Below are 24195 nucleotides of genomic sequence, written 5' to 3'. Positions count from 1 at the left end.
CCGCCGCCGCGTCGAGCGTTCAGGAGGCACCGGCCGCCGGGCCGCGCACCCCGGGCGGGGTGCCGCCCGCACCTGAGAGCTCGACCCGCACCACCCACCACGACCACCCCGAGGAGCCCCATGACCGACACGGACGCCACCCCCACCGAGGTCCCCGTCGCCGACGCCGACTGGTGGCGCCAGGCCACCGTCTACCAGGTGTACCCGCGCAGCTTCGCCGACTCCGACGGCGACGGCCTCGGCGACATCGCCGGCGTGACCTCGCGCGTGCCGTACCTGGCCCAGCTCGGGGTCGACGCGATCTGGCTGAGCCCGTTCTACCCGTCCGAGCTCGCCGACGGCGGCTACGACGTCGCCGACTACCGCGACGTCGACCCGCGGCTCGGCACCCTGACCGACTTCGACGACATGGTCGCGGCCGCGCACGGAGCCGGCCTCAAGGTCATCGTCGACATCGTGCCGAACCACACGTCCGACCAGCACGTCTGGTTCCGCGAGGCCCTCGCGTCCGAGCCCGGCAGCCCCGCCCGCGCCCGCTACGTCTTCCGCGACGGGCTGGACGGCGGCGCCACCCCGCCGTCGACCTGGCCGTCGAACTTCGGCGGCAGCGCCTGGACGCGGCTCACCCGCCCCGACGGCACCCCCGAGCAGTGGTACCTGCACCTGTTCGCGCCCGAGCAGCCCGACCTCGACTGGAGCAACCTCGAGGTCCGCGACGACTTCAAGCGCACCCTGCGATTCTGGTCCGACCGGGGCGTGGACGGCTTCCGCGTCGACGTCGCGCACGGGCTCGCCAAGGACCTCGTCGAGCCCCTCCGCGACGCCAACCCGAAGGACTTCGGCCTGCCCACCGACGGCAGCGACCCCCTGTACGACCGCGACGAGGTCCACGAGATCTTCCAGGAGTGGCGCGAGGTGCTTGACGAGTACGACCCGCCCCGCACCGCGGTCGCCGAGGCCTGGGTCGCCCGCGAGCGCGTCTCGCTCTACGCGCGGCCGACCGAGCTCGGCCAGGCCTTCAACTTCGAGCTGACCCGGGCCGAGTTCGACCCCGCCGAGTTCCGGACCATCATCGAGTCGAACCTCGAGCTCGCGGCCGAGAGCGGCGCCTCCAGCACCTGGGTCCTGTCGAACCACGACGTGGTGCGCCACGCGACGCGCTACGGCCTGCCGGCGACGACCGACGGCGACGCCTTCCTCCTGTCGGGCGGCACCTCGCCCGAGCTCGACCGCGCCACGGGCCTCCGTCGCGCCCGCGCCGCGTCGATGCTCATGCTCGCCCTGCCCGGCTCGGCCTACGTCTACCAGGGCGAGGAGCTCGGCCTGTTCGAGGTCGCCGACATCCCCGACGACCAGCTGCAGGACCCGGTCTGGATCCGCACCGAGCACGGCCTCAAGGGCCGCGACGGCTGCCGCGTCCCGCTCCCGTGGGACACCTCGTCGCCCGCGTTCGGCTTCGGCACGCACGAGCCGCACCTGCCCCAGCCGGCCTGGTTCGCCGACTCGGCCGTCTCGGTCGAGGAGGGCGACGCCGACTCGACCCTGTCGCTCTACCGTCGTGCCCTGGCGCTCCGTCACCAGCTGCAGCGCGGCGAGGACCTCACCTGGGTCGACGACGACTCCGCGGTCGTGCACTTCGCGCGGCACGACGGCTGGCACTCGGTGACGAACTTCTCGACGGAGGCGGCGGCCCTGCCCGAGGGCGAGGTCCTGCTGTCGAGCGGTCCGGTCGAGACGCCGGCCGGAGGCGCGGCGCAGCTCCCGGGGGAGACCACGGTCTGGCTCCGCGTCCGCTGAGCACCACGACGGCCCCGACGGCAGCTGCCGTCGGGGCCGTCGTGCGCCCGGGTCCGTCGCCCTCGCCGGGCGCGGCGGGCGCCACGTGGCGCCCTGCCGTGGTGAGAGGAGACGCGGATCGCCGTTGACCCGCGCCTCGTGCCGCAGGAGGCGCGGCCCCGTGCGACGACGACACTCTGCCACCGCGGGCACCCCCCGGACGGGGTCGTGACCTGATCGATAGATTGACGCATGACCAGCGTCGCCGTGACCGTCCTGCCCGCCGCCTCGACCGGGGCCGACGCCTGGGGCGCCGAGCCCGCCCGGCGGGCCCTCGAGGAGTCGGGGGCCCGGGAGGTGCCGCTCGGCGACGACACCCGGATGATCGTCGTCGCGGGCTCGATCGACCAGGGCGAGCTGCGCCGGGCGATCGACGAGCACCCCGGCGTCGCCGTCGTGCAGCTGCCGAGCGCGGGGGTGGACGTCCACGTCGAGACGATGCGGGCGACCCGGCGGGAGGGGCTCGTCTTCACGAGCGCCAAGGGCGCCTACAGCGCCCCGGTCGCGGAGCACGCGTTGGCCCTGGTGCTGGCGACGCTGCGCTCCCTGCAGATCAGGGCCCGCGCCTCCTCGTGGGAGTCCGAGCAGCGCGGCGTCTCGCTGAACGGGGCGCACGTCGTCATCGTCGGCGCGGGCGGCATCGGCACGGAGCTGCTGCGGCTGCTGCAGCCCTTCGACGTCGGGGTGACGATGGTGGTGCGCACCGCACGCGAGGTGGAGGGAGCGGAGCGCACGGTGACGACCGACCAGCTCGACGACGTGCTGCCCGACGCGGACGTGGTGGTCGTCGCGGCCGCCCTCACCGAGGGGACGACGCGCCTGGTCGGCCGACGACAGCTCGAGCTGATGCGCGACACGGCCGTGCTGGTCAACATCGCCCGGGGAGCGCTCGTCGACACCGACGCGCTCGTGGAGGCGCTCGCCGAGGGCCGGATCGGCGGCGCGGGGCTCGACGTGGTCGACCCGGAGCCGCTGCCGGACGGGCACCCGTTGTGGAGCGAGCCGCGGGCGCTGGTCACGCCGCACCAGGCCAACACGGAGGAGATGACCGCGCCGCTGTTCCAGGCGCGGGTGCGGGCGAACGTCGAGGCGCTCGCGAGCGGCGGCGCCCCGGAGGGGGTCGTCGACGTCGACGCCGGGTACTGAGCGGCGCGGCGCGCAGTCGTCGGCCCGGGCGGCTCGCGTCGAGGGATCAGGAGCGAGGGGCTGATCCGGGGGAGGATCGTCGGGGAGGAGCGTGTCGCTCCTGATCGCTCGACACCTCGACGAGCCGGCCGACAGGGAGGACGCCCGTGCCCCACGACCCCGACGTCGATCTGCTGGTCGAGGCGGTCGCGGCCGTGCACCGCGAGCTCGCCGCCCTGCCCGTGGTGCGCGGGCTGCTCGCGACGCGGCTGGTCGACGCCGGCACGTCGCCCGTCAGGGTCGCGGCCCGCGTCGGCGTGCGCCGGGTGGTCGTGCGGTCGTGGCTCGCCGCCTGGGCGGGGTCGACCGAGGGGCAGCGCCGCGACGCGGACGCGTTCCCCGTCGTGCTGACGGCGGGGGAGGAGGTCGAGCAGCTGCGGGAGCTGAAGGGGGCGACGCGACGGCTGACGGCCGAGCGGGCCGGGCTGGCGCTCGCCGCCGTGGAGGACGGCGCGACGGTCGCCGACCTCGCGGGGGCGACGGGCGAGACGGAGGGGCAGGTCGGTCGATGGCTCAGGGGCGAGCCGACGCGCGGGCGCTGAGCCGGGACGGGCCGACGCTGCCTCCTGAACGGTCGACGCCGAGCGGCGGCGCGGCGGCCCGGCGGCGGGGCCCGGCAGCCCGGCGGCCCCGACCCGGACGCTGCCGCACCAGGACGAGGCCGCACGCTCAGCAGTCCGCAGCCGCGGCGGCGTACCGTCGCCGCCATGCCCCGCACAGACGACCGCTTCACCGGCCGCATCGCCGGCATCGGCACGACCTCCGGCACGCGCGTCGTCGTCGGCATGTGGCAGAGCTCCCCGCTCGGGCGCTTCAGCGACGTGATGGTGGAGTCGCCCGACGGCCACCGGACGCTGCTGGCCCCGACCGAGGTGATCGCCGAGTACGTGTCGTCGACGTACACGTTCGACGAGGTGCGGGTGGTGCCCGTCGCCGTCCACCGGGTCGACGGCGGCCTGCGGATCACCGCGGGCGACCTCGACGTGCGTCTCACCGTCGGCGGCGTCTCGGCGCTCGGCATGCTGCTCCGGCTCGTCCCGCGCGGGCTGGCCACCCGCCCCGCGTGGCTGCGCGTCGTCGACCCGGTGGCCCGAGTCCTCGTGCGGGGAGCCCGGACGGCCGGCACCGCGGGCGGCGGCCGCCGTGAGTTCTACGGCGTCACCGTGGCCCGCCACGTGACGGCGGCCGAGGTCCGCGACGGCGACCGCCACCTGGGCACCCTCGCGCCCTTGTCGCCGCGGGTGCGCTTCGGCTTCGGCTCGGCTCCGGCGCAGCCCAGCCTCGTCGACGTGGTCAGCACGATCCGCCACGCCTGACCCCGGCCGCCGACCCGGCCGCCGACCCCGGCCGCCGACCCGGCCGCCGACCCCGGCGACCCGCCGACCACGGCTGCCTCGCCAGCCCGCGGGAATGCCCCCCGCCCCCGCCGGGTAGTACCTCGGTGACGCGTCATCGTCCGCAGCCCCCACCCAAGGAGAACCCATGACCACCGTCCTCGTCCTCGTCGGCAGCCTGCGCTCCGGCTCCACGAACGCCCAGCTCGCCGAGGCCGCCGCGCAGGTCGCGCCCGCCGGTGCGACCCTGACCGTCTTCGACGGCATCGCCCAGCTCCCCTTCTACAACGAGGACGTCGACGTGCCCGGGTCCGTGCCGGAGGCGGCGGTCGCCTTCCGCTCCGCCCTCACCGAGGCGGACGCCCTGCTGGTCGTCACCCCCGAGTACAACGGCACCATCCCCGCGGTTCTCAAGAACGCCATCGACTGGGCCTCGCGCCCCTACGGCGAGAGCGCCCTGGCCGGCAAGCCGACCGCGGTCATCGGCAGCGCGTTCGGTCAGTTCGGCGGCGTCTGGGCCCAGGACGAGGCGCGCAAGTCGCTCGGCATCGCCGGTGCCCGCGTGCTCGACGACGTCACGCTGAGCATCCCCGGCTCGATCGAGCGCTTCGCGGAGGTCCACCCCTCCGACGACGCCGAGGTCGCCCAGCAGCTGACCGCGGTCGTCGCCGCGGTCGTCGCCTCGACGGAGCCCGCCGCGGCCTAGCCCCCCGACGGGCCGGCCCGGGGACGTCCTCGCGGTCGGCCCGCCGTCTCGGCGCCGTCCCCCGGTCGGCCCCGCCGGGGGACACCAGTGCTGACGCCGAGGAGCGGACACCGAGGAGGCGCGGGCTCGGGTCCCCGGCAGGGGCCCCGTCCGGGGCGTTGTGGCTCAAAGGGCCATGGGATAGCGTCGGCTCGTCGCTCGACCCGGACGCCGACCCCTCGTCCTGGCCTCGTGACGCACTCTCACCCCGTGCGTCGACGTCGGGCGCGCCCACCCGAACCCCGACAGGACCCGACCCATGCAGGCCCTCCCGCCTGACCGTCACCGGCGCCCCGAACGCCCGACGGCTGCCTCGCCCGTGCCCGAGCACCGGCCCGCGATCGCCGCGCCCGCGATCGCCGAGCCCGCGCCCGCGACCCGCGCGCCCCGAGCGCCGCGCCACCTCGCGACCGAGCCCGCCGGTGCCGAGCCCCCCGCCGCGCCCGTAGCGCCCGCGCCCGTCCCCACCCCCGCGTCCCCCGAGCCCCCCGCCGAGTCCCGTCTCTTCGGCCGCGGCCTCCTCTACGTCGTCGTCTGGTCGCTGCAGCTCGTCGCCGGCACCGTCGTGTCGCCCGTGCTCGCGCACCTGCTCGGCGTCTCCGACTTCGGGGCGCTCGCCTCGGCGCAGGCGATCTTCCAGGTCGTCAGCGTGCTGGCCCTGCTCGGCCTCGACCAGGCCCTCGTCCTGCAGCACGCCGAGGACGGCGACGCCCGCGCCGCCCGCGGCCTCGTCGCCGTCGGCCTGGTGGTGTCGTTCGTCGCGACCGGAGCCGCCCTCGTCTCCGTGCCCCTGTGGGCCGGGGCGGCCGGGTTCGGCCCCGACCACGACCTCCTCCTCGTCGTCCTGCTGTGGACGGCGCCGTCCGCCGCCGTCCAGGTCATGCTCGCCCTCCTCCTCGCCGAGGACCGCTTCCGCGCCTTCGCGACGACGAGCATCGTCTCGGCCGTCGGCGGCCAGGTCATCGGCCTGACCCTGCTGCTGACGCTCGGGGGCGGCGCGCTCACCTACGCCTGGGGCAGTGTCATCAGCCAGACGCTCGCGATGCTGCTCGGCCTCGTCCTGACGCGCCCGCGCCTCCGGGGCCTCGTCGACCGCGGAGTGACCCGGCGTGCGATCGCGTTCGGCGTGCCGCTCGCCCTCGCGAGCCTCGCCTACTTCGTGCTCAACGCCGGCGACCGGATCGTGCTGCAGCGCCTGCTCGGCCCCGACGCCGTCGGTCAGTACCAGGTGGCATACGTGGTGGGCTCGTCGGTGATCCTGATGCTGTCGTTCACGTCGAACGCCTGGGCGCCGCACTTCGCCCGCATGCGCGACGCGGTCGAGCGGACGGCCCTCGCCGTCCGGTCGCGCGACGAGATCTACCGGCTGCTGAACCCCGTGGTGCTCGCGATCACGCTGGTCACCCCGTTCGCGATGCCGATCCTCGTGCCGGCCAGCTTCGACCCGACGAGCCTCGTCGTGGTCGTCTGGGTGGTGGCCCTGACCGCCTACCCGGCGACGGCCGGCGGAGCCAGCGGCCGCCTCCTCACGATCGAGCGCAAGGCGGGCACGATCGGCGTCATCACGGCCGTCGCGGCGGCGGTCAACGTCGGCCTGAACTTCGTGCTGGTGCCGCTGCTCGGCATCCTCGGCGCGGCGGTCGCGACCGTGATCGCCTACTCGGTGCTGTCGGCGCTGCAGCTCCGCGTGCTGCCCACGCGGGCGAGCTGGCGCGGAGCCCCCGCTCCGCTGCTGTGGTCCGTGCTCGCCACGGTCGTCGTCGCCGGCGCCTCCACCCTGCTGCCCCAGACCCTCGAGTGGAACCTCGGCCGCGTGGTCGTCGCGCTCGCCTGCCTGCCGTGGTTCTTCCGCCGCCTGGCCGCGGCCCGCCGAGGTCCCCAGCCCGAGGGCCCCGAGGAGTCGCGGGTCGAGCCCGCCGACGAGGGCACCGGGGAGTCGCGGGTCGAGCCCGCCACCAGCTCCGCCCCTGCGCCGCAGCCCGCCCCGAGCTCCGCCCCGCACCCCGCCCCGCACCCCGCCCCCGAGGAGACCCCGTGACCCGCGCCCCGCACCCCGCCGACCCGGCGCCCCGGCGGGTGGTGCTCGTCGATCTCTCCCGGCCCCTGCCCGACCTCGTGGCCGACGACCGGCACGCGACCGCCCTCGTGGTGGCGACCTGGCACGGCCGACCCGTGGGGTCGCTCGAGCTCGCGCTCGACGCCGATCCGGAGGCGACGCGGGCACGGCTCGCGCCGCTGCTCGCGCTCGTGCCCGCGGCGCGCGCCGTGGAGGAGGCGCGACCTCCCCGCCTGGGTGACGACCGCCTCCCGAGCGTCACCGTGGTGGTGTCGACCATCGTCGCGCGTCGGGAGGACCTCGAGCTGATGCTCGACGGCTTCGCCCGGGTCGACCACCCCGACGTGGAGTTCCTGATCGTCGACAACCGGCCCGTGCTGCCGGCCGACGACGTGCTGCCCGGGCTCGTCGCCGGGCGTGACCGGGTGCGGGTCGTCCACGAGCCCCGTCGGGGCATCTCGGCCGGGCGCAACGCCGGGGTCGCCGAGGCCCGGGGCGAGATCGTCGTCTTCACCGACGACGACGTGCGGGTCGAGCCCGACTGGCTCCGCGAGCTGACGCGGCCCTACGTCGACGACCCGTCGATCGACGCCGTGACCGGGCTCATCCTGCCCGCCGAGCTCGACACCCCGGCGCAGATCTGGTTCGAGCGGTACTACGGCGGGTTCAGCGGCGAGCGCACCTGGCAGCCGCTCGTGCTCACCCCGGAGCGGGCCGCCGGCGGGCTGCTCACCGGGGCACGCGTCCGCGTCGAGGCCGACGGCGAGCTCGTGCGGCGCTTCGCCGTCTACGGCGTCGGCGCCTTCGGGGCCGGCGCGAACATGTCGTTCCGGCGGAGCGCCCTGCGCCGCATCAGCGGCTTCGACCTGGCCCTCGGCACCGGCACGCCGGCCCGCGGCGGCGAGGACCTCGCGGCCCTCGTCGGCGTGCTCTGGACGGGCGGGCGCATCGCCTACGAGCCGGGCGCCGTCGTCCACCACCGGCACCGCCGCGGCACCGACGAGCTGCTGCACCAGCTGCGCGGCAACGGCCTCGGCTTCACGGCGATGCTCACCGGGCTCGTGCTGCGCGACCCGCGGCACCTGCTCGGCCTGGCCTGGCAGGCGCCCCTGGCCGTGCGGTCGATGGCCGTCCAGAGCGTGCGCCGCATCGGGGGAGGCGCGGGGCCGGTCATCGAGGACGCCCCGGCCGGTGCGCCGGGCGCGGCTCGTGCTGACCTCGCCGACGGTGCCGCCGGTGCCGCCGGTGCCGCCGGTGCCGACGGTCCGGCCGGTGCCGACGGCGCGGCCGGCGCCGACGGCGCGGCCGGCGACGCTGGCCACGGCTACCCGCGGTCGCTCGTGCTCGCCGAGCTGCGCGGCTACCCGTCCGGGCCCCGCGCCTACCTCGTGAGCCGTCGCGCCGCGCGGCGGAGCTCGTGGGTCGCGCCGGTCGACGAGCCGAGCTGGCCCGTGCGCGGCCGAGCAGGTCGGGCAGACCGCCCCGGCCCGGCCGCGGGCGGCACGGCGACCGCGCCGGCGACCGTGGGCGGTGCCGGCGACCCGGCCCGCGACTCCCTCGTGCCCCGGCCGTGAGCGAGGGGCGGCCCCTGCGGGTGCTGACGACCGTCGAGACGCTCGCGCCGGTCGGCGGCGTCGAGGTCTGCACCCTGCAGGACGTCACGGGGCTGGCGTCCCGCGGGCACGACACGACGGTGCTCTGGCACGTCGACGGCGAGCACCGGGCGGCCTACGAGGCCGTCGGGGCGACGCTGCGCGGGCCGTTCCGGTTCGACGCGGCGCCGCGGAGCGCTCTCCGCGACCTGGCGGCCTTCGGCCCGTCGGTGGCGGAGGCCCGTCGGGCCCGCGCCGACGTGCTGTGGCTGAACCGCCCCGAGCAGATCGTCTGGGCGCAGGTGGCGAGGCGTGCCGCGGGCCTGCCCGTGGTGGCGCACCTGCACCACCTGCCGAACTACGACCGGACCCGCCTCGTGATGTCCGGGGTCGCCCACTTCGTGGCCGTCTCGCACCACATGGCGGCGGTCTGGGTGGCCGCGGGCCTCGAGCCCGAGCGCGTCACGGTCGTCCACAACGCGGTCGATCCCGGCGATTACCCCCTCGGCGGGCCGGCCGAGGCGGAGGTCGCGCGTCGAGCGCTCGGGCTCGACCTCGCGCCCGGCGCCCGCGTCGCGCTCGCCTACGGCCGGCTGACCGTCGGCAAGGGCGTCGACGCGCTCGTGAGGGCGTGGGGGAGGCTCGCGCTCGATCCGCGCCGGGCCGTGCTCGTGCTCGCCGGCCCCGAGCCCGACGCGGCCGTCGCCGAGGCCCTCGACGCGCTGCCGCCGGGCAGCTGGCGGCGGCTCGGGCTGCAGGGCGACGTCGTGCCGCTGCTGCACGCCGCGGACGTCGTCGTGATGCCGTCGGCCGAGCCGGAGGCCTTCGGCCGCGTGCTGGTCGAGGCCATGTCGACCGGTCGACCCGCGGTCGCGACGGCGGTCGGTGCCGCGCCCGAGGTGCTGACCGGCGAGTTCGCGCGCTTCCTCGTGCCGCCGCGCGACGAGGCGGCGCTGGCCGCGACGGTCGGCGCGGCCCTCGGGTGGCGCGAGGTCGACCCGGGGCTGGGCGAGCGGGCACGCGCGCACGTCGCGACGGCCTTCCCGCACGGTCGGCACCTCGACGAGCTCGAGGCCGTCCTGCGGCGGCACGCCCGCGCGCGCTGAGCGGTGCGGCGGCGCGGTGCGGCTGCGCCAACCCAGGATTTCGTCTCGTCGAACATGCCTGACCAGCCCTTTCCGTGCAGTCGAGCCCCCGGGGCCGTGCCAGGATCGTCGAGTTCCGCCGGGCGACGACGCCTCGTGCTCGTCTCCTCGAAAGGTCGTCCGTGAGCGTCTGGGCCCTCCTCCTCATCGCCGTCGGCGTCTCCGCCGACGCCTTCGCCGTCGCCCTCGGCAAGGGCCTCCACCTGCGGGCGCGGGCGCTGCGCAACGCCGTCGTCATCGCCCTGGCCTTCGGGGCCGCCCAGGCCCTGATGCCGCTCATCGGCTGGCTGCTGGGAACGGCGTTCGCCCCGGTGATCTCCGGCGTCGACCACTGGATCGCCTTCGGCCTGCTCGCGCTGGTCGGCGGCAAGATGATCTGGGAGGCCGCGCGGGCCCACCCCGACGACGACGTCGACGCCGACCGGGTGCCGCTGCGCGAGCTCGTCGTGCTGTCGGTGGCGACGAGCATCGACGCGTTGGCGGTGGGCGTGACTCTGGCGTTCCTGCCGGTGTCGATCGGCGCGTCGGTCGCGCTGATCGGCGTCACGACGGCGGTGCTGACGTTCGTCGGCGTGCTCGTCGGGGCGAAGGTGGGTTCGGCGCTGGGCCGCCCGGCCGAGATCGCGGGCGGCGTCGTGCTCGTGCTGATCGGGACGAGCATCCTGCTCGAGCACCTCGGCGTGCTCGCCTAGGGCGCGCCGCGCCGCGCCGCGCGGTCCCGCGTCGAGCGTTCAGGGGCGGGCCGCGCCGCGGGCCCGCTGCCGCCGCGGGCGGCCGCTGCGCCCTGACTCGTCAACGCGCGTCTGCCGCGGCGACGCAGCGCGGCCTGACGTCGAGCGTTCAGGGGCGGGCCGCGCCGCGGGCCCGCTGTCGGCCCGGGCGGCCGCTGCTCCCTGAACCGTCGACGCGCGTCTGCCGCGGCGACGCAGCGCGGCCTGACGTCGAGCGTTCAGGGGCGGGCCGCGCCGCGGGGCCGCTGTCGGCCCGGGCGGCCGCTGCGCCCTGAACCGTCGACGCGCGCCGCGCCCCGGCTCAGCCGTCGTACCGGTCGATCGTCGCCCAGTCGATCTCGACGTGCCCTGCGCCGTCCGGCGGCGTCTCGCCGGCCGCCTCGACCTGCATCACCCAGTGCATCGACGCCGTCGGCAGCGCCTCGCTCGTGGTCGCCCACACGCGGTCGTCGACGAGGTAGTCGATCCGGTCGGGTCGCCACTCGATCGTGTACGTGTGCCAGCCGTCGAAGGAGATGCCGGTGTCGCCGACGAACGAGTTCACCGACGGGTCGCCCGGCGTGTGGTTGTAGCCGCGCACCGTGCCGTCGAGGCGCCCCTCGGGGAAGTCGACCTCGCCGTCGTCCCAGTCGTTGCCGTCGCTCCAGAGGAGGAAGGCCGCGTAGAACCCGGGCACCGCGTCGGCCCGCATCCGTACGCTGAACCGCCCGTGCACCTGCCCGCCCCACTCGCCGCCGACGAGCGGCACCACGGCGGCGCTCGTGACGGCGCCGTCGCCGGCCGACACCGCGAGGTCGAGCACGCCGTCGCGCACCGACACCGCGTCGGCCCGGTAGTCGCCGATGCCCGACGTGTCGGTGAAGCCGTCGTAGGCGACCCAGCTGTCGTCGTACCGACCGGGGAAGCGCCCGGCCGCGACCGGGTGCGCGAAGTCGTCCGAGAAGGTGCGCGTCCAGCCGGGCCCCGAGCTGGTCGGCATCGCCTGGCCGCTGCCGTTCGGCGCCACGCCGGCCCCGGCCCCCGTCCCGCCGACCCCCGTCCCGTCCGCCCCCGTCGACGGCGCAGGCTCGGCCGCGGCCGAGCTCGTCGGCTCCGGGCTCGGCGTGCTGGAGGGGCGGTCGGTCACGTCGGGGTGCCTCCCGGGCGTCGAGGTCGAGGTGGAGGTGGGGCCGCCCGCGTCGTCCGCCTGCCGCGCCGTGCTCGTCGACACGGTGACCGCGACGGCCACGGCGACGGCGGCGACGAGCAGCCCGACGGCCGCGACGACGCGCCTCGGGCGCGGGGGTCTGCGGGGCACGTCTCAGCTCTCCGGCCGTCCGCGTCGGGGTCGCCGCGAGCAGCTCGCGGCCGGGAGGGCCGTCGACAGCCTCGCCGCCGGGGGCTCCGCGGTCAAGCCGAGCGGCCGTCCTGCCCGCAGAAACGCCCTGATGCCACCCGTTCGAGGGTCGCGGGGCATCCGGGGTGCCGGGCTACACTCGCAGGACCGGCAGGCTACCCGCGCCCGCCGTACCCGAACGACGCCGGCCTCGACCGTGCGTGCCCGCGACCCCTCCGCCCCGCCCCACCCAGGCTCGGCGGGCGAGCACGTCCCTCCCCGCCGACGGCAACCCCTGGAGATCGCTCGTGCCCCGAGTCGTCCCCGTCACCGTGAGCGCGCGCCCCGACGGCGTGCACCCCGAGCTCCCGCGCGACGGAACCCCCCTGCCCGTCCCGACGATGGGCCCTGTGTCGCGCCTCGCGGCCGCCGCGCTCGTCGCCCTCACCCTGCTCGGCCTCGCGGTCGCGCTGGTCGCCGACCTCGTCGTGCTGCGCCAGGCGACCGCCACGGTCTTCCTGCTGCTCGAGCTCGGCGTCGCGCCGGCGCTCCTCGCGCGCCCGCTGCGCGCCTCCCGCTTCACCCTGGTGGCTCTGGTCGGCGGTCTCGTCGCCGCGGTGCTGACCGGCATCACGATGGCGACCCTGCACGTCTGGGTGCCCGTCCCCGCGGCCGTCGTCGTCGCGACCGCCACCGTCGTGATGCTGGTGGTCGCGGTGCGACGCGACCTCCGGGCACTCCGCGACGGGCGCCTCCCGCAGGCCCCGGCCGTCGAGGTGCCTCGGCCCGGCGACCAGGCCCCGGACCCCCGTGCCCTGGACCGACGGGCACTGGACCCCGAGGCCCCCGCCGAGGCGCGGGCCGCGTCGACCGCCCGCCTCCCGCTGGTGCCCCTCGCCACCGTCGCCGGGGTCGCCCTCGTGGTCGTGGCGTCGCTGCTCGTCCGGGGCGACCCGCCCCCCGGCGGCCTGCTCTCGATCGAGGGCCCGCTGTGGTGGGCCGGCCTCGTGCTGCTCGTGGCGGCCGCGGTCGTCGCCGTCGTGTCGCGACGCAGCCCGGCGCTGCCCTTGATGAGCCTGAGCGGCGTCGCTGTGCTGTCGCAGGCGATCGCCTACGGCACCCCGACGATGGTCTCGGCGGCGCGGCACGTCGGCGTGGTCGAGTCGATCCGGGCGAACGGCGGCACGTCGACCGGCGTCGACATCTTCCAGTCGTGGTCGGGGCTGTTCGCGGCCGTGGCGTGGGCCGCCGACGTCGCGGGACTCCGCGACGTGATGGTGGTCGCGACCTGGTGGCCGGTGATGATCAGCCCGCTGATCACCCTCGCGGCGACCGTCCTCGCGGCGAGGTTCCTCACCGACGACGGCCGCGCCTGGATCGCCGGCGGGCTGTTCGGCCTGACGCTCACGCTCAACACGCTGTACTTCTCGCCCCAGTCGCTCGGCGTCGTGCTCTCGCTGTCGGTCTTCGCGCTGGCCCTCAGCGGTCGCCCGCCGATCTCGGGCGCGCGACGTCGGTCGCGCCCCGCGTCGGTCGCGCCGTGGCGCCTCGCCGCCGTGCTGGTGCTGGGCTGTGCCCTCGCCGTGACGCACCAGATCTCGCCGTACCTCACCACGGCGGCGCTGGTCGTGTTCGTCGCGTTCCGGCTGATCCGCCCGTGGTGGCTGCCGACGCTGGTGCTGGTGCCCGCCGTGCTGTGGGCGCTGTCGAACGCGTCGGTGCTCGGGGCCTTCCTGCTGCCGACCGCCTTCGGCGACGTGGTGTCGAACGCCGCGCCGCCCGCGCACTCGGCCGCGACCCTGCCCGTGCCGGTCGTCAAGACCCTCGCCTTCGCGCTGCCCGCGGCCGTGCTGGTGCTGCTCGGCCTCGTCGCGCTCGTGACGGTCGTGCTGCGGCGGGGCGACCGCCGCGCCTGGGCGCTCGCCGTCGCGGCGGTCAGCCCGGTCAGCCTGGTGGTCGCCACGAACTACGGCGCCGAGGGCATCTTCCGCGTCACGCTGTTCGCCGCGCCGTGGCTGAGCGTGCTCGCGGCGTCGCTGCCCTGGCACCGGCTGCTGCCGCGGCTGGCCCGGTCGTCCGCCCGTGCCCGCCGGCGGGCCGCGGTGGTCGTGACCTCGGTCGCCCTCGTCGTCGTGGTCGGCGTGAACGTCTTCGGCGCCACCGCCCTCGACTGGAACCGGGTCGCGAGCGCCGACACGACGCGCGTCACCGCCCGCTACGAGGAGACCGCGGCCGCCGGCGCCGCGCTGCTCGTACCCGGCACCGGCAACGCCACCCCCGGGGCCCGCACCGCCCGCTACGACCAGGTGCAGTACCTCACCCGTGAGGCGCTCGGCGGCTGGCCCGACACGTCGTCGTACGACGCGGCCGCCGACGAGGCGCGCCTCACCTCGGGCCTCGAGGCGTGGGACGCGACCGAGCGGTGGGTCCTCGTCTCCGACGTGGTCGGCGCCTACGACGACCGCTACGGCTTCCAGTCGTACGACGACTACACCGAGCTCGCCGCGGCGTTCGCGGCCGACGACCGCTGGGAGGCCGTCATGACGACGCCCACCGCCACCCTCTACCGACTAAGCACGACAGGAGCCGGCGATGAGTGAGCCGACCAGCACGACGGCCCCGAGCCGGGGGGAGTCGCGGGTCGGCACCCGCAGGACGCCCCGGCGCCCGTCCCCCCGCGCCCTCCGCCTCGTGGCCGTCGCCGTCGCCGCGCTGGCCCTCGCGCCGCTGTTCGTCGGGCCGCTGGCCGCGCCGGCCGAGGCCGCGACCACCGGCACCGCCGCCCTGCCCGCCGCCCCGTCGCTGCGGCAGTCCGGCTGCGCGGCCGGCACCACGCTGTCGGTCGTCGCGCACCAGGACGACGACCTGCTCTTCCAGAGCACGGCCCTCGGCGCCGACCTCCGTGCCGGGCGCTGCGTCACCACGGTCTACGTCACCGCGGGCGACGCGGGGCGTGCGTCGACCTACTGGCGCGGCCGCGAGGCCGGGGTCCGGGCGGCCTACGCGCAGACGCTCGGCGTGGCCGACACGTGGTCGTCGACGACCGTCTCGCTCGGCGGCCGAGCCGTCGGGATCTCCCGCCTCGGCGGGTCGTCGAAGGTCCAGATGGTCTTCCTGCACCTCCCTGACGGCGGCCTCGACGGGAAGGGCTTCGCGGCCACCGGCCGGCAGAGCCTGCCCCAGCTGTGGGCGGGCACGCAGTCGCGCCTCAGCACCGTCGACGGGCTCACGAGCTACTCGCTGGGCGAGCTCCGCGCGCAGCTCGTCACGATCATGAAGGGCGTGGCCCCGACCAACGTCGACACCCTCGACCACGTCGGAGCGATCGACGACGGCGACCACCCCGACCACCACGTCGTCGCCTACCTCACCGACGCGGCGCGGCGGCAGCTCACCACCGCTCCCGGCTTCGCCGGCTGGCGGGGCTACGGGCTCTCGCAGCTCCCCGTTAACCTCACCGACGACCAGGTGCGGGCCAAGTCGCTGGCGTTCTTCCGGTACGCGGCCTCCGACGACGGCACCTGCGCGAGCTGGGACGCCTGCTGGGGCCGCCCGGAGTACTCCTGGCTGTCGCGCGAGCAGACGGTCGGCACGCCGACCATGACCGCCCCGGGCGGAGGGCCCGTCACCACGACGCCCGTGACGACGACCCCGACGACGCCCGCCCCGACCGACCCCGCGACCGACGTGACCGCCGGCGCGGTCGCGACCGCCAGCTCGGAGAACGGAGCCGACGGCCAGACCGCCGCCGCCGCGATCGACGGCGTCGCCGACGGCTACCCGGGCGTCGCCACCGCCGAGTGGGCGACGGTCGGCGGCCGCGCCGGCTCGTGGCTCCAGCTCACCTGGGCCGCCGCCCGCAGCGTCGACCGCTTGGTGCTGAGCGACCGTCCGAACGCCGACGACCAGGTGACGGGCGCGACCCTGACGTTCTCCGACGGCTCGACCGTCACGGTGCCCGCGCTGGCGAACGGGGGAGGCGCCACCACGGTCTCGTTCCCGGCCCGCTCCGTCTCGTCGGTGCGCGTCACGGTGACGGCCGTGTCGTCGACCACCCGGAACGTCGGCCTGGCCGAGGTGCGGGTGCAGTCGACCGCCGCGGCGACCACGACGCCCGCCCCGGCCCCCGCCCCGACCCGTGTCGACGTCACGGCCGGCGCCGTCGCGACGGCGGCGTGGGACGACCCGTCGACGGGCCAGACCGCCGACAAGGCGATCGACGGCGTGGCCGACGGGTACCCGACCGCGCCGACCGCCGAGTGGGTCGCCCCCTGGGGGCGCACCGGCGTCACCCTGACGCTGACCTGGCCGACGGCGGTGACGACCGACCAGGTCGTGCTGCACGACCGGCCCAACGGCTCCGACCAGGTGACCGCCGGCACCCTGACCTTCTCCGACGGGTCGACCGTCGACGTGCCCGCCCTGGCGGACGACGGCTCGGCCACCACGGTGTCGTTCGCGAGCCGCAGCACCACGTCGGTGCGCTTCACCGTCACCGGGGTCAGCGCCAGCACGGGAAACGTGGGCCTGGCCGAGATCCGGGTGCGGGGCACGCGCTAGCCGAGCCGCGGGCGGCGCGGCGCGGCCGGCCGGCCGCCTGCCCGCCTGCCCGCATTCCTGCCCGCCTGCACGACGAGAGGCGCGGTGCCGACCGGCACCGCGCCTCCTCGCTGCTCCCGTCGGCCGACGGGCGCCGCCTAGCGGCGGCCGAGCCGCCGCTCGCCGCCCGTGCCGAGCGTGTAGGGCAGTCTGTAGTAGGCGAACAGCTCCTGCTCGCGCTGGGCCTCGAGCTCGCCGTCGGTCTCGATCGACGGCGCCTCCTTCGCGAGCTTCTTGTCGAACTGCACCTTGAGGTGCTTCGGCGCGACGAGCGCGCCGTCGAGCGGCACGAAGACGAGGCGGGTGCGGCCGAGGATGCCGACCTGGACGGCGGCGAACGACGGCACGTCGCTCGACGTGTCGAAGTAGATGCTCTCGAGCGTGCCGATCTTGTCGCCGGTGGGGTCGACGACCGCGAGGCCGACCCAGTCTCGGAGGTTCTCCGGTTCGAACATGGCGTGACCTCTCTGCCGCCCCGGCGTGGTCCGGGGTCGTGCGCCTCCGACGGTACCGGCCCGGACCGCCGTGCGCCCTGCCGAGCGGCGGGTCGCGTCGAGCTCTCAGGAGACGGCGTGGCGTCGTGCCCCGGGTGGCACGATGGGCGCATGTCGCTCCTGAGCCCTCGACACGACGACGCCCGCCCCGACGAGGCCAGCCCCGCCGACGCCCGCCCCGCCGACGCCCACGGCGCCCGGCGCCTGCTCGTCGTCGACGTGGCCGACGGCGGCCGCGACGACCCCGCGTTCGAGGCCGAGCTGCAGCGGCTCACCGCCTCCGTCGTCGCCGCCGCCGAGGCGCTCGGCCTCGTGGTCGACCGCGTGGCCGCCGAGCAGGCCGGCGACGACGAGCTGGGGCGCCGGCTGGCCGCGGCCGACGCCGTCGTGCTCACCGGCGGCGAGGACGTCGACCCGTCGACCTACGACGGCGACGTCGCCGAGCCGCACGGCGGCCAGACCTTCCCCGACGCCGACCGGGCGCAGATCGCCCTGGTGCGGGCGGCCGTGGCGGCGCGCACGCCGCTGATCGGCATCTGCCGCGGCATGCAGCTCGTGAACGTCGCCCTCGGCGGCGACCTCGTGCAGCACCTCGACGGCCACGTCGCGGCCGACGTCGACGACAGCATGGTCGACCACGTCGTCAGCGTCGCCGACGACAGCAGCCTCGCCAGCGTGCTCGGGGCCACGACCCTCGACGTGCGCAGCTCGCACCACCAGGCCGTCGCCCAGCCGGGGCGGGGCCTCCGCGTGGTCGCCTGGGCCGCCGACGGCACGCCCGAGGCGATGGAGCACGAGGAGGCGCCCCTCTGGTGCGTGCAGTGGCACCCGGAGGACGCGGGGTCGCGCGGCACCGTCCTCACCGACCTGCTCGTCGCGGCGCGCGACGCCGCCGGGGCCCGCGTCGACCCGGGGCGCGCGCCCGGGGCCCCGCCGGTGCGTGCGCCCAGGGCGTAGCCCGGCCCGCTCGGGGGCCTTGCGGGCGGGGGAGGGGGCCGTGTCACACTGGACGGACAGCGCCCTCGTCGTGGAGCGGCAACACCCCCACACCCGTCAGACCTGACCCGCGACGAGTGCGCAGCGCCCCGGCCCCGGCCCCGGCGCGTCCCGACGCTCGTCGTCGTGCGCCTCCGTGCGGGAGAACGGAGGCCCTCGTGACCGACACCACCACCCGCCCCGCCGACCGGCCCGAGACCGAGCCCGTCCGCGTGCCCTCGACCTACACGGGCTCGATGCGCGTCAGTGACGTCGGCACCGCCGACCGCGCCGCCGAGGCCGCCGCCGCCCGCGGCACCGTCCACGTGCTGACCCCGTCGGCCGTGGTCGGCATCGCCGTGCTCGGCCTGTCGACCTTCCTCGCCATCACCACCGAGCTCATGCCGGTCGGCCTGCTGTCGACGATGAGCGTCGACCTCGGCGTCTCCGAGTCGCGCATGGGCGTCGTCGTCACGGTCTACGCGCTCGCCGTCGCCCTGCTCGCCCTGCCGCTCACCTGGGCCACGGCCCGCGTGCCGCGCAAGGCCGTGCTCGTGACCACGCTCGTCGGCTACACGGCGTCGAACCTCATCGTGGCGCTGGCTCCCTCCTTCGCCGTGGTGTGCGCCGGCCGGGTCGTCGGCGGCGTCGCGCACGCCCTCTTCTTCTCCGTCGCGTCGGCCTACGCGACGCGCATCGTGCCTCCCCGGCTGGCCGGCCGCGCGATCGCGTTCGTCTACTCGGGCAGCTCGCTCGGCTTCGTCATCGGCGTGCCGCTCGCGACGACGGTCGGCGACCACCTCGGCTGGCGGGCCGCCGTCGGGGCCGTGGCCGCCGCCTCCGCGCTGCTCGCCGTCGTCGCGGTGGCGTTCCTGCCCGCGGTGCGGGGCGAGTCGTACCCGCACGTCGGCTCGGTCCGGTCGTGGGCCCGCACCGGGCTGCTGGCCGTGGTCGTCGCCGACCTGCTGCTCTTCGCGGGGCACTACGTGGTCTACACGTACGTCGGGCCGTACCTCGTGACCGCGGGGCTCGGCGACGACGCGGTCGGCACGGCGCTGCTGGTGCTCGGCGCGACCGGGGTGGTCGGGCTGCTGACCGCGGGCGCCTTCGTCGACCGCGCCCCGCGGCAGACCCTCCTCGTCGCCGTGGCGACGATGGCCGTCGCCCTCGCGGCGCTGCCGCTGGTGCACGGCTCGCTCGTCGGCACCTTCGTCGTCGCGGGCGTGTGGGTCGCCGCGAACGGCACGACCGGCACCCTCTTCATGGCGGCGGCGATCCGCGCGGGCGGCGTCAGCCCCGACATCGCGGGCGCGCTGATCAACGCGGGCTCGAACGTCGGCATCGCCGGCGGCGCGGCGCTCGGCGCGCAGCTGACCGGGGTCACCGGACTCGGTGCGCTGCCGTTCTCGGCGGCCGTGGTCGTCGCCGCGAGCTTCGTCGTCGTGGCGCTGGCCCGCCGCGGATTCCCGCTCCACGGTCACGCGCAGGAGCAGCTGTCGACGTCGAACCTCCGCACCATCACGTCGTCGGTCGCGGCCGTGACCGGGTCGGTGGCGGTGGTGCGCGGCACGGCGACGGGCTCCGGCCCGGCCGTCACGGGCGGCCGCCGCCGCTGAGCCCCGGCCCGGCGCGACCGAGCGCAGAGCGACGCCCGGCCCGACCCGCACCGACCCAGCGCAGAGCGACCCCGCCCCGCCCCGCCCGGCCCCGGCCCCGGCCACCCGCCGCAACGCGGCGCAACGCGCCCCCGGCCGGAGGCGCGGTGTGGCATCGTCGTCGACGTGACCGACACCGAGACCCGCCCCAAGCAGCTCATCCTCAACCTGTTCGAGATGAACTGCGTCGGGCACATCACGCACGGCCTCTGGCGCCTGCCGGGCAACCACCGGCGCGAGTACACCGACATGGCGTACTGGATCGAGCTGGCCCGCCTCGCCGAGAGCGGCGGCTTCGACGCCGTCTTCCTCGCCGACGTGCTGGGCACCTACGACGTGTACGGCGACAGCCCGGCCCCGGCGCTGCTCGAGGGCATCCAGGCACCGGCGAACGACCCGATGCTGGTCGTCCCCGTCATGGCCGCCGTCACCGAGCACCTCGGCTTCGGCGTCACGGCGTCGACGAGCTACGAGCCGCCGTTCGCGTTCGCCCGCCGCATGTCGACCCTCGACCACCTCACCAAGGGGCGGGTCGGCTGGAACGTCGTCACCTCGTACCTGCCGAGCGCCGCCCGCAACTTCGGCCTCGACGACCAGATCCCCAAGGAAGAGAGGTACGCCCGCGCCGCGGAGTACCTCGAGGTGCTCTACGCCCTGTGGGAGGGCTCGTGGGAGGACGACGCCGTCGTCGCCGACCCCGCGGCCGACGGCCTGGCTCCCGGCTCGGGCGTCTACACCGACCCGTCGAAGGTGCACGCGATCGACCACGTGGGCCGGTTCTTCCGGGTCGCCGGCCCGCACCTCAGCGAGCCGTCGCCGCAGCGGACCCCGGTGCTCTTCCTCGCGACGGCGTCGCCCACCGGCGTGGCGCAGGCCGCGCAGCACGCCGAGGTGGTGTTCACCGGCGGCCGGGCCGTGCGTCAGGTGGCCGAGGCGACGCGCGCCGCGGCCGTCGAGGCCGGCCGGTCGGCGGACGACGTGTCGTTCATCGTCCAGGCCGGCGTCGTCACGGCCGAGACCGAGGAGGCGGTGGCCGAGAAGCTGGCCCTCTACCGGTCGTTCGCGAGCGAGCAGGGCGCGCTCGTGCACCGCAGCGTCCCGTTCGACGCCCCGTCGCACCCGCGCGACCGCACGGTGCGCGAGGCCCTCGAGGCGGAGGGGCGGCTCGACCACCCCGGGGCGGCGGCCCTGCCGCTCGACATCACCGTCGGCCAGCTGGTCGACAGCGTCGACGAGGCCTGGGGCGGCGCGTTCTTCGTGGCCGGCACCCCGACGGTCGTCGCCGACGAGATCGAGCGCTGGCTCGACGAGGAGGGCATCGACGGCATCAACCTCCGCCAGTACCACTCCTTCGACACGCTGCGCGACTTCGTCGAGCTCGTCGTGCCCGAGCTGCGGCGTCGGGGCAGGGTGCGTGAAGCGTACGTGCCGGGGCAGACCCTGCGTGAGCGGTACACCGGGGGCGGCCCGCGCCTCCCCGACTCCCACCCCGCGGCGGCGCACCGCCGCTGACGGGGCCGTGCCGGAGGCGGTGGTCGCGCCCCGGGGGAGGGCTCGACCCATCGGGCGGGCGCGACCTAGCGGGCGGGCGTGGCCTAGCGGGCGGTCCCGGCCCGGTACCGCGCCGGGGTCGGCGGCACGCGCAGCCAGGCGGTGCGGGTGACGCCGTCGCGCGAGACCCACTCGACGAAGACGGTGCCGAGCACGGCCAGCTCGTCGAGCTCGCCGGGCGTGGCGATGCCGACGGAGGCGCCGCGGCGGAGGGACGACGCGGTGCGGACGACGTCGTGCGGCAGCTCGACCGACACGCGGCGCGGCGTCTGGCCGCCGATCGCACGGAGCACGAGGCAGGTGCCGAGGGGCACCGCGGGGTCGCTGCCGTCGTTCGGCGACTGCAGGTACGTGAGGTAGAAGCGGGGGGCGCTGCGGCGGCGGAGGGCGACGACGCGCTCGGGCCGGACGGAGGCGGGGTCGACGCGGGGGCGGGTCCGGCCGCGGGCGCCGAGGCGCGCGCCGGTCGCGGTGACGCCGTCGGCGTCGGAGCTGGTGGTGCTCATGCTGGAGGGTCCCCTGGTCGTGGTGGTGCGGCGCCGTCCTGTCGGCGCATGCCAAGGCAACCGCACGGCCGGTGTCCGCGCAACGGAGGACACGGGCCCAGTTGGGGGGACACCTCGGCCCCAGAGAAGGGGGACCGGTCGCCCCGGGCGGACGGAGTGAGCGCTCACGTAGACTGGCACCGCCATCCGAGCCGAAGGAGTCTCATGCACAACTGGGCCGCCAACGTCGAGTACTCGACGACCGACCTCCGCCGTCCGGCCACCGTCGACGAGCTGCGCGACGTCGTCGCCTCCAGCCGCCGCGTGAAGGCGCTCGGCTCGCGCCACTCGTTCAGCCGCATCGCCGACACCGACGGCGTGCTCGTCTCGACCGAGGCGCTGGGCGTGCCGATCGAGCTCGACGCCGACCGCGACGTCGTCCGCGTCGGCGCGGCCGCCACGCACGCCGTGCTGGCCCGCGAGCTGCAGCGCCACGGCCGGGCCCTGCCCAACCTGGCCTCGCTGCCGCACATCTCCGTCGCCGGCGCCGTCCAGACCGGCACCCACGGCTCGGGCGTCGGCAACCCCGCCCTCTCGGCCTCGGTCAGCGCGGTCGAGATCGTCCGCGCCGACGGCTCGCTCGACGTCGTCCGCCGCGGCGACGAGGCCTTCGAGGCGACGGTCGTCGGCCTCGGCGCCCTCGGCGTCGTGACGGCCCTCGAGCTCGACACCGTGCCGACGTTCGACGTCGTGCAGACCGTCCACCAGGGGCTGCCCTGGGCCGCCGCGCTCGAGCAGCTCGACGCCGTGCTCGCCCACGCCTACAGCGTCAGCCTGTTCACCCGCTACACCGGCGACGACGTCGAGCAGGTCTGGAGCAAGGCCCGGGTCGACGGCGTCGGCTCGTCGGGCCTCGACCTCCGCGAGCTCGGCGGCCGTCCGGCCGAGGCCGCGCTGCACATGCTGCCCGACACGGCGGCCGACGCGGTGACGCCCCAGCTCGGCGAGCCCGGGCCGTGGCTCGACCGGCTGCCGCACTTCCGCGCCGAGTTCACGCCGAGCGCGGGCGAGGAGATCCAGAGCGAGTACCTGGTGCCCGCCGAGCACGCGGCCGCGGCCGTCGAGGCGCTCCGGGCGATCGGCGACCGGCTCGCCGAGGTCATCTTCGTCAGCGAGATCCGCACCGTGGCGCCCGACGCGGCGTGGCTGAGCCCGAGCGGCGGCCGGCAGAGCGTCGCCTTCCACTTCACCTGGCGACGTCAGGCGGAGGCGGTGCTGGCGGTGCTGCCGCTGGTCGAGGAGGCGCTGGCCGGCTTCGACGCACGACCGCACTGGGGCAAGGTGGCGACCCTCGACCACGAGACGCTGCGCGCCCGCTACCCTCGCCTCGACGACTTCGCGGCGCACGCCGCCGCCGTCGACCCGGAGGGTCGCTTCCGCAACGCCCACCTCGACACCGTCGCCCTCGGAGGACACCGTGCCTGACGTCACCACGACCACCCCCACCACGACCGGCCCCGCCACGACCGGCCCCGCCACGACCGGCCCCGCCGGCCCGCTGCCCGTCAGCGGCGCGCCCGTCTCGCTCGAGCACGGCCCCTACCGGGCCGAGCTCGCGGCCGTCGGCGCGACCCTCCGCAGCCTCACGCACGACGGCCGCGACCTCGTCGTCCCGTTCGCGGCCGACGTGGTCCGCCCGCTCTACCGCGGGGCGCTGCTCGCGCCGTGGCCGAACCGCATCGTCGACGGCGCCTACGACGAGGCGGGCGAGACCCTGCAGCTGCCGCTCAACGAGGTCGAGCGGGGGCACGCCCTGCACGGGCTGGTCGGCTGGGCCGAGTGGCGCGTGGAGTCGAGCGAGCCGCACCGCGCCTCCCTCGTGACGGAGCTGGCCCCGAGCGACGGCTACCCCTGGCGGCTGGCGCTCCGCGCCACCTACGAGCTCGGCGACGCCGGCCTCACCACGACCGTCGAGGCCACCAACGTCGGCGTCGGCGAGGCGCCCTACGGCGTCGCGCCGCACCCGTACCTCGTCGCCGGCGAGGGCCGGGTCGACGACTGGGCCCTCACCCTGCCGGCCGACAGCTACCTCGAGGTGACCGACGACCGCCTCGTGCCGACCGGCGTGCACGGGGTGACCGAGCGCGAGGGCTTCGACTTCCGCGAGGGGAGCGTCGTGGGCGAGACCTTCGTCGACCACGCCTTCACCGAGCTCGCCCGCACCGGCGAGGGCCAGGTCGCGACGGCACGGCTGACGGCGGCCGACGGCGGGGGCGTCGAGATGACCTGGGGCCCCGAGCTGCCCTGGGTGCAGGTGCACACGGCCGATCGCCCGGAGCGCGAGAACGACCGCGTCGGCCTGGCCGTCGAGCCGATGACCTGCCCGCCCGACGCCTTCACGAGCGGCATCGACCTGGTGCGCCTCGCTCCGGGTGAGAGCCACGTCGCGAGCTGGACGATCACCGCGATCTGACGCCGACGGCGCGGGCGCCCGGGC

At 76.4% G+C, this 24195-nt stretch carries 19 protein-coding genes; 16 read left to right on the top strand and 3 right to left on the bottom strand.

Annotated features, from left to right (window positions below; translation table 11 throughout):
• The first annotated feature begins 120 nt into the window (after positions 1-120).
• The 9 genes from IFT45_RS10805 to IFT45_RS10765 all read left to right on the top strand — a co-directional run bounded on the left by IFT45_RS10805 (position 121) and on the right by IFT45_RS10765 (position 10585).
• Positions 121-1797, top strand: a complete 1677-nt coding sequence (locus tag IFT45_RS10805) for a glycoside hydrolase family 13 protein (RefSeq protein WP_192128117.1) — start codon at positions 121-123, stop codon at positions 1795-1797.
• 231 nt (positions 1798-2028) lie between these two features.
• Complete coding sequence (locus IFT45_RS10800; RefSeq protein ID WP_192045307.1) at positions 2029-2982, top strand: NAD(P)-dependent oxidoreductase; 954 nt, start codon at positions 2029-2031, stop codon at positions 2980-2982.
• Between the two features lie 146 nt (positions 2983-3128).
• The gene (locus tag IFT45_RS10795; RefSeq protein ID WP_192128116.1) at positions 3129-3563 is read left to right on the top strand and encodes a hypothetical protein; all 435 of its coding nucleotides are present in this window, start codon (positions 3129-3131) and stop codon (positions 3561-3563) included.
• A 165-nt stretch (positions 3564-3728) separates the two neighbouring features.
• Positions 3729-4337: a hypothetical protein gene (locus tag IFT45_RS10790; RefSeq protein ID WP_192128115.1), complete on the top strand. Its 609-nt coding sequence runs from the start codon at positions 3729-3731 to the stop codon at positions 4335-4337.
• 166 nt (positions 4338-4503) lie between these two features.
• Positions 4504-5061 carry an NAD(P)H-dependent oxidoreductase gene (locus tag IFT45_RS10785; RefSeq protein ID WP_185231610.1) on the top strand — a complete coding sequence of 186 codons (558 nt, stop codon included), beginning with the start codon at positions 4504-4506 and terminating at the stop codon, positions 5059-5061.
• A gap of 298 nt (positions 5062-5359) precedes the next feature.
• A complete protein-coding gene (locus IFT45_RS10780) occupies positions 5360-7138 on the top strand; it encodes an oligosaccharide flippase family protein (protein WP_192128113.1) in 1779 nt (592 codons plus the stop codon).
• Positions 7135-8730 carry a glycosyltransferase gene (locus IFT45_RS10775; RefSeq protein WP_192128111.1) on the top strand — a complete coding sequence of 532 codons (1596 nt, stop codon included), beginning with the start codon at positions 7135-7137 and terminating at the stop codon, positions 8728-8730. Before IFT45_RS10780 ends, IFT45_RS10775 begins: the two co-directional genes overlap by 4 nt.
• Positions 8727-9854 carry a glycosyltransferase family 4 protein gene (locus IFT45_RS10770; protein ID WP_206759069.1) on the top strand — a complete coding sequence of 376 codons (1128 nt, stop codon included), beginning with the start codon at positions 8727-8729 and terminating at the stop codon, positions 9852-9854. Before IFT45_RS10775 ends, IFT45_RS10770 begins: the two co-directional genes overlap by 4 nt.
• A 161-nt stretch (positions 9855-10015) precedes the next feature.
• Positions 10016-10585, top strand: a complete 570-nt coding sequence (locus IFT45_RS10765) for a manganese efflux pump MntP family protein (RefSeq protein ID WP_056052713.1) — start codon at positions 10016-10018, stop codon at positions 10583-10585.
• A 340-nt stretch (positions 10586-10925) separates the two neighbouring features.
• Here IFT45_RS10765 and IFT45_RS17505 read toward each other — a convergent pair whose 3' ends face one another.
• Positions 10926-11921 carry a glycoside hydrolase family 16 protein gene (locus IFT45_RS17505; protein ID WP_192128106.1) on the bottom strand — a complete coding sequence of 332 codons (996 nt, stop codon included), beginning with the start codon at positions 11919-11921 and terminating at the stop codon, positions 10926-10928.
• A 326-nt stretch (positions 11922-12247) separates the two neighbouring features.
• On the opposite strand from IFT45_RS17505, the gene IFT45_RS10755 reads away from it, so the two are divergent.
• Positions 12248-14539: a hypothetical protein gene (locus IFT45_RS10755; RefSeq protein ID WP_192128104.1), complete on the top strand. Its 2292-nt coding sequence runs from the start codon at positions 12248-12250 to the stop codon at positions 14537-14539.
• Positions 14532-16499, top strand: a complete 1968-nt coding sequence (locus IFT45_RS10750; protein WP_197982381.1) for a PIG-L family deacetylase — start codon at positions 14532-14534, stop codon at positions 16497-16499. The genes IFT45_RS10755 and IFT45_RS10750 overlap by 8 nt, the downstream gene beginning before the upstream one ends.
• Before the next feature lie 137 nt (positions 16500-16636).
• Here IFT45_RS10750 and IFT45_RS10745 read toward each other — a convergent pair whose 3' ends face one another.
• Positions 16637-16993, bottom strand: coding sequence for a PRC-barrel domain-containing protein (locus IFT45_RS10745; RefSeq protein ID WP_192128102.1), 357 nt, complete (start codon positions 16991-16993; stop codon positions 16637-16639).
• Positions 16994-17143: 150 nt separating this feature from the next.
• Between IFT45_RS10745 and IFT45_RS10740 the strand changes: the two genes are divergently transcribed.
• The 3 genes from IFT45_RS10740 (at position 17144) to IFT45_RS10730 (ending at position 21174) form a co-directional block, all read left to right on the top strand.
• The gene (locus IFT45_RS10740; RefSeq protein WP_192128101.1) at positions 17144-17989 is read left to right on the top strand and encodes a gamma-glutamyl-gamma-aminobutyrate hydrolase family protein; all 846 of its coding nucleotides are present in this window, start codon (positions 17144-17146) and stop codon (positions 17987-17989) included.
• A 197-nt stretch (positions 17990-18186) separates the two neighbouring features.
• Complete coding sequence (locus IFT45_RS10735; protein WP_192128100.1) at positions 18187-19623, top strand: MFS transporter; 1437 nt, start codon at positions 18187-18189, stop codon at positions 19621-19623.
• A 165-nt stretch (positions 19624-19788) separates the two neighbouring features.
• Positions 19789-21174, top strand: a complete 1386-nt coding sequence (locus IFT45_RS10730) for an NtaA/DmoA family FMN-dependent monooxygenase (protein WP_371810972.1) — start codon at positions 19789-19791, stop codon at positions 21172-21174.
• Positions 21175-21257: 83 nt separating this feature from the next.
• On the opposite strand, the gene IFT45_RS10725 is transcribed toward IFT45_RS10730, so the two are convergent.
• On the bottom strand, positions 21258-21719 hold the full coding sequence (locus IFT45_RS10725; RefSeq protein WP_167258303.1) for a hypothetical protein: 462 nt from the start codon (positions 21717-21719) through the stop codon (positions 21258-21260).
• Between the two features lie 204 nt (positions 21720-21923).
• Here IFT45_RS10725 and IFT45_RS10720 point away from each other — a divergent pair, with 204 nt between their 5' ends.
• Positions 21924-23183 (top strand): D-arabinono-1,4-lactone oxidase, encoded by a 1260-nt coding sequence (locus tag IFT45_RS10720; protein WP_192045317.1) that lies wholly within the window; start codon positions 21924-21926, stop codon positions 23181-23183.
• On the top strand, positions 23176-24171 hold the full coding sequence (locus IFT45_RS10715) for an aldose 1-epimerase family protein (protein WP_371810971.1): 996 nt from the start codon (positions 23176-23178) through the stop codon (positions 24169-24171). Before IFT45_RS10720 ends, IFT45_RS10715 begins: the two co-directional genes overlap by 8 nt.
• Positions 24172-24195 lie beyond the last annotated feature (24 nt).

The sequence above is a fragment of the Frigoribacterium sp. CFBP 13707 genome (genome assembly GCF_014842245.1).
In the GTDB taxonomy this organism is placed as follows: Bacteria; Actinomycetota; Actinomycetes; order Actinomycetales; family Microbacteriaceae; genus Frigoribacterium; species Frigoribacterium endophyticum.
The sequence above is the reverse complement of the archived record's forward strand: the minus strand, read 5'-3'. Positions and strand labels throughout refer to the sequence as shown.